The following is a 4,779-nucleotide window of genomic DNA, read 5'->3' as shown; positions in this document are numbered from 1 at the left end:
CGCGTGACGACCGCGGTGGCGACAACCGCGGCGGTGGCGGCTTCCGTCGGGATGACCGGCGTGATGAGCGTCCGTCGTCGTTCCGTCGGGACGACCGGCCCTCGTACCCCTCGCGTGACGACCGCGGTGGCGACAACCGCGGCGGTGGCGGCTTCCGTCGGGATGACCGGCGTGATGAGCGTCCGTCGTCGTTCCGTCGGGACGACAACCGTGGCGGCGGCGGGTTCCGCCGTGACGACCGCGGTGGCGACAACCGTGGTGGCGGCTTCCGCCGTGACGACCGTGGGGGCGACAGCCGCGGTGGGTTCCGTGGGCGGGACGACCGGGGTGGCTTCGGGCGTCGTGACGACCGCGAGCGCAGCGACCGCGCGCCCATCAAGCGCCTGCCGATCCCGCCGGAGGTCACCGGTGAGGAGATCGACCCGGACGTGCGCCAGGAGCTCATGAGCCTGCCCAAGGGGCTCGCCGAGGACGTCTCGCGCAACCTCGTCATGGTCGCTCAGCTGATCGACGAGGACCCGGAGAAGGCCTACGAGTACTCGCGGGTCGCCCTGCGGCTCGCCTCCCGTGTCGCCGCCGTGCGTGAGGCCGCCGGCTTCGCCGCGTATGCGACGCAGAAGTACTCCGAGGCGCTGGCCGAGTTCCGTGCCGCCCGCCGGATGAGCGGTGGCGTCGAGCTGTGGCCCGTCATGGCCGACTGCGAGCGCGGTCTCAACCGTCCCGAGCGTGCGCTCGCGATGGCCGGGGAGCCCGAGGTGCAGAAGCTGGACAAGGCCGGGCAGGTCGAGATGCGGCTCGTGGCCGCCGGCGCGCGCCGCGACCTGGGGCAGCTCGACGCGGCGATCGTGACGCTGCAGAGCCCCGAGCTCGCCTCCAGCGCCATCCACCCGTGGACCGCGCGACTGCGGTACGCGTACGCCGACGCGCTGCTCGCCGCCGGCCGTGAGCCCGAGGCGCGCGAATGGTTCGCCAAGGCTCTCGAGTCCGACAAGGACGGGGCCACGGACGCCTCGGACCGGCTGGCCGAGATGGACGGTATCGAGTTCGTCGACGCGTTCGACGAGGACGAGGCCGACGAGACCGACGAGGAGTCGGACCGTGGCGACGTCGTCGATGCCGATGTCGATCTTGAGGACGACGAGGACGACGACTTCGACGAGGACGACAGCGACGACAGCGTCGGCGACAAGAGCTGACTCGGTCGACATGTGAGAAGGGCGGCACCCCTGCGGGTGCCGCCCTTCTTCGTTTCCGGGGTCCCTCAGTCCAGCGCGAGGCTTCTCAGGACCAGGCCCGTCGCCGGCTTCGGGCCGAAAGAGGTCGACTTGCGGGGCATCGTGACGCCCTGGCGGGCCAGGTCCCGGACGACCTCCTCGCGCACCGGATGCATGAGGACCGCCGTACCGCCGCGGCGTTCCGCCTGCTCGACCGCCGCCTTCGTGTCGTGGATGTAGGCGATGTCCTCGGGGGCGTCCGGGATGTGCCAGACGTGCTCCAGGAGGGTGGAGTGCAGGACCGTGGCGTCCAGGGTCCGCCAGGCGTCCGGGCGGTCCGTGCGGATCGTGCGGTCGAGGAGGGCGGGGTCCGGGCGGTCGACGAGGTGGAAGCCGCCGTCTCCGGCCAGGAGGAAGGCGTTGCCCTCGGTCGTTGCCTCGGCGAGGGCCTCCATGGCCTCCGGCAGGGGCCGGTCGATGCGGCGTACCCGGAAGGCGCCGTCGAGGGCCGCGAGGGCGTCGGAGACCGGCAGGCGGTTGAGGAGCCGGTGGATCGCGCGGACCCGGAGCGGGTAGCGGGCGGTGTCGATGAGGAGGACCAGGCCGTAGTTCCAGGGGCCGGGCGACGGGTGCTCCTCGCGGAGGCGCAGATAGGTCGCCCAGCGGTGGTGGCCGTCGGCGATGAGAGCCTGGTGGCGGGCGAGCTCGGCGGAGACGGCGGCCTGCTCGGCAGGGTCGGTCACCGCCCAGAGGCGGTGGTGGAAGCCGTCCTCGGTGGTCGTGGCGAGCAGCGGCGGGCCCTGGACGGTGCGCTCGACGACCTCGCCGGCGCCGTCGCCCTCGCCGACGTACGTGAGGAGCAGCGGCTCCAGGTTGGCCGCGGTGGTCCGCATCAGGGCGGCGCGGTCCTCGACGACGTGCGGCATGACGTCCTCGTGCGGGAGGACGACCCCCTCGGCCGGGGTGGAGAGCTCCAGGGCCCCGATGATGCCGCGCTGGAGGATTCCGTCGCCGTGCTGCTCGTACACGTAGAGCGCGGGCTCCGGGTCCGGGGCGAGGACGCCGTCCGCGAGCCAGCGGTCGAGGGTGACGGCGGCCTTGCGGTGGCGGGTGCCGGCGGTGATCGCCTGGGGCAGGATCAGCCGGACGATGTTGTGCGGATCCGCTGACTCCAGATGGAGAAGTCCGTCAGGTCGTACGACCACGTCGTAGGGCGGGGACGTCACGGCGGCCAGGCTGCCGACCCGCTCGGGGACGTATCGGAGTCCGCGGAACGGCGTCAGGCGCAGTCCGGCTGCGTCGTCGCGGACGTCGTCGGCCGCGTGACCTGAGGTGTTCATCTCGTCATCGTATGTGGCCGGTGGGATGAGCGATGATCGGGGGAGCGGGGGAACCCACCCGGTGAGACGAGGAGTGTGCGGTGACGGTGCGGAACGGCCAGGGACAGCAGGGCGTGGGCAGGCTGCGGCCGGGTGGCAGCGCGGTGCCGCTGAGTCAGGCGTACGACACGGCGCTCCTGGACCTGGACGGGGTCGTGTACGCGGGCGGGGAGGCCGTTCCGCACGCCGTGGAGGCGCTCGGGCTCGCGCGGGCCGGCGGGATGCACCTGGCGTACGTCACCAACAACGCGCTGCGGACGCCCGACGCGGTGGCCGAGCACCTTACCGAGCTCGGGGTGCCCGCCGAGGCCGCGGACGTGATCACCTCGGCTCAGGCCGTGGCGCGGCTGATCGCCGACGACGTGCCGCCGGGCTCCCGGGTGCTCGTCATCGGCGGCGAGGGGCTGCGGGTGGCGCTGCGCGAGCGGGGCCTGGAGCCGGTGGACTCGGCGGAGGACGAGCCGGTGGCCGTCGTGCAGGGGTACGGCGGACCCGAGATGCCGTGGGGGCGGTTCGCGGAGGCGAGCTACGCGGTGGCGCGGGGGCTCCCCTGGTACGCGTCGAACACGGATCTGACGATTCCCGGCGCGCGGGGGATCGGGCCCGGCAACGGGGCCGCGGTGGAGGTCGTCCGGATCGCCACGGGCGGCCGGGTGGAGCCGAAGGTCGCGGGGAAGCCGCTGCCGCCGATGCACCGGGAGACGGTGCTGCGGACGGGCGCGCGACGGCCGCTGGTGGTCGGGGACCGGCTGGACACGGACGTCGAGGGCGCGTTCAACGGTGGGGTGGACTCGCTGCTCGTCTTCACCGGGGTGACGGACGCGGCGCAGCTGCTGCGGGCCGTGCCGGAGCACCGGCCGACGTATGTCGCGGCCGATCTGCGGGGGCTGCTCGTGGGGCAGCCGGAGGTCGTCGCCGAGGAGGACGGGAGCTTCGTGTGCGGGGGCTGGCGGGCTTCGCTGAGTGCGCCGGGCGGGGGAGAGCTGGTGATCGAGGGTCCCGTCGGGTCGGGGGCCGGCGCGGCCGATCCCATGGACGCCGTGCGGGCCCTGTGCGGGGCCGCCTGGTCGGCGGTGGACGCCGTGGGCGGCGGGGTCCCTGACGCGGGGAAGGTGCTCGCGCGGCTCGGGCTGTGAAATTGGGTAGGCTAACCTAACTTTATTTGCGCAGAGGGCACGGGAGCACGGGCATGGATGGTCGACAGCAGCGGCTGAGCGCGGAATCGGTCACCCTGGCGTACGAGCAGCGGGTCATCGCCCGCGATCTGTCCGTGGAGATCCCCGACAACTCGTTCACCGTCATCGTCGGGCCGAACGCCTGCGGCAAGTCCACCCTGCTCCGCGCCCTCTCCCGGATGCTGAAGCCCAGCCAGGGCCGCGTCCTGCTCGACGGGCAGTCGATCCAGACCATGCCGGCCAAGAAGGTCGCCAAGACGCTCGGGCTGCTGCCCCAGACGTCCGTGGCGCCCGACGGCATCACCGTCGCCGACCTCGTCGCCCGTGGCCGCTACCCGCACCAGGGGCTGCTGCGCCAGTGGTCGCCGGAGGACGAGCGCATCACCCGGGAGTCGATGGAGGCGACCGGCGTCGCCGAGCTGGCCGAGCGGTACGTCGACGAGCTCTCCGGCGGTCAGCGGCAGCGCGTCTGGATCGCCATGGCGCTCGCCCAGCAGACCCCGCTGCTGCTGCTCGACGAGCCGACGACGTATCTCGACATCCAGCACCAGATCGACGTCCTCGACCTCTGCGCCGAACTGCACGAGACGCAGGGGCGGACGCTCGTCGCCGTGCTGCACGACCTCAACCACGCGGCCCGGTACGCGACCCACCTCATCGCCGTCCGCGACGGCGAGGTGGTCGCCGAGGGACCGCCGGCCGAGGTGGTGACCGCCGAGCTCGTCGAGCGGGTCTTCGGGCTGCGCTGCCAGGTCATCGAGGACCCCGAGACGGGGACGCCGCTGGTCGTACCTGCCGGGCGGAAGGCCCGTGTCCCGCGGCCCGCCGCGGCGTCCGCGTCGCCGGAGCCCGCGCTCGGCACGTGAGCCGGGCCCGTGCCGGGCGCGGCGGACGGTTCGCTCCGCGACGGCCTAGGTGTATTGACCCGCAGCGTTGTTCACACGGCTGATGGGCGGGTGTCCGTTGAGTGCGGTGTGGCAGCGGTGGTGGTTGTAGGTGTGGAGGAAGTCT

The 4,779-nt window shown here is 73.0% G+C and carries 4 protein-coding genes and 1 pseudogene; 3 read left to right on the top strand and 2 right to left on the bottom strand.

Annotated features, from left to right (window positions below; genetic code table 11):
* Nucleotides 1-428 precede the first annotated feature (428 nt).
* A complete protein-coding gene (locus ACZ4XX_RS40105) occupies nucleotides 429-1,196 on the top strand; it encodes a tetratricopeptide repeat protein (RefSeq protein WP_468512749.1) in 768 nt (255 codons plus the stop codon).
* 65 nt (nucleotides 1,197-1,261) lie between these two features.
* Here ACZ4XX_RS40105 and ACZ4XX_RS40100 read toward each other — a convergent pair whose 3' ends face one another.
* Entirely contained in the window at nucleotides 1,262-2,554 is a 1,293-nt protein-coding gene (locus ACZ4XX_RS40100; protein ID WP_468512748.1) for a DUF1015 domain-containing protein, read from the bottom strand.
* 80 nt (nucleotides 2,555-2,634) lie between these two features.
* Here ACZ4XX_RS40100 and ACZ4XX_RS40095 point away from each other — a divergent pair, with 80 nt between their 5' ends.
* Together ACZ4XX_RS40095 and ACZ4XX_RS40090 are read left to right on the top strand one after the other, a co-directional pair.
* Nucleotides 2,635-3,729: an HAD hydrolase-like protein gene (locus tag ACZ4XX_RS40095; protein WP_468512747.1), complete on the top strand. Its 1,095-nt coding sequence runs from the start codon at nucleotides 2,635-2,637 to the stop codon at nucleotides 3,727-3,729.
* Between the two features lie 53 nt (nucleotides 3,730-3,782).
* The gene (locus tag ACZ4XX_RS40090; protein WP_187622910.1) at nucleotides 3,783-4,634 is read left to right on the top strand and encodes an ABC transporter ATP-binding protein; all 852 of its coding nucleotides are present in this window, start codon (nucleotides 3,783-3,785) and stop codon (nucleotides 4,632-4,634) included.
* Between the two features lie 45 nt (nucleotides 4,635-4,679).
* Here ACZ4XX_RS40090 and ACZ4XX_RS40085 read toward each other — a convergent pair.
* Nucleotides 4,680-4,779, bottom strand: a pseudogene (locus ACZ4XX_RS40085) (IS481 family transposase); the annotation flags it as partial.

Source organism: Streptomyces sp. NPDC029956 (assembly GCF_055574655.1).
Note: the sequence above shows the minus strand (reverse complement) of the source record. Positions and strands in the feature narration are given on the sequence as shown.

Coding starts and splice junctions, on each gene's coding strand:
- ACZ4XX_RS40090 (WP_187622910.1), top strand. CDS start 3,783: ATGGATGGTCGACAGCAGCGGCTGAGCGCGGAATCGGTCACCCTGGCG.
- ACZ4XX_RS40100 (WP_468512748.1), bottom strand. CDS start 2,554: ATGAACACCTCAGGTCACGCGGCCGACGACGTCCGCGACGACGCAGCC.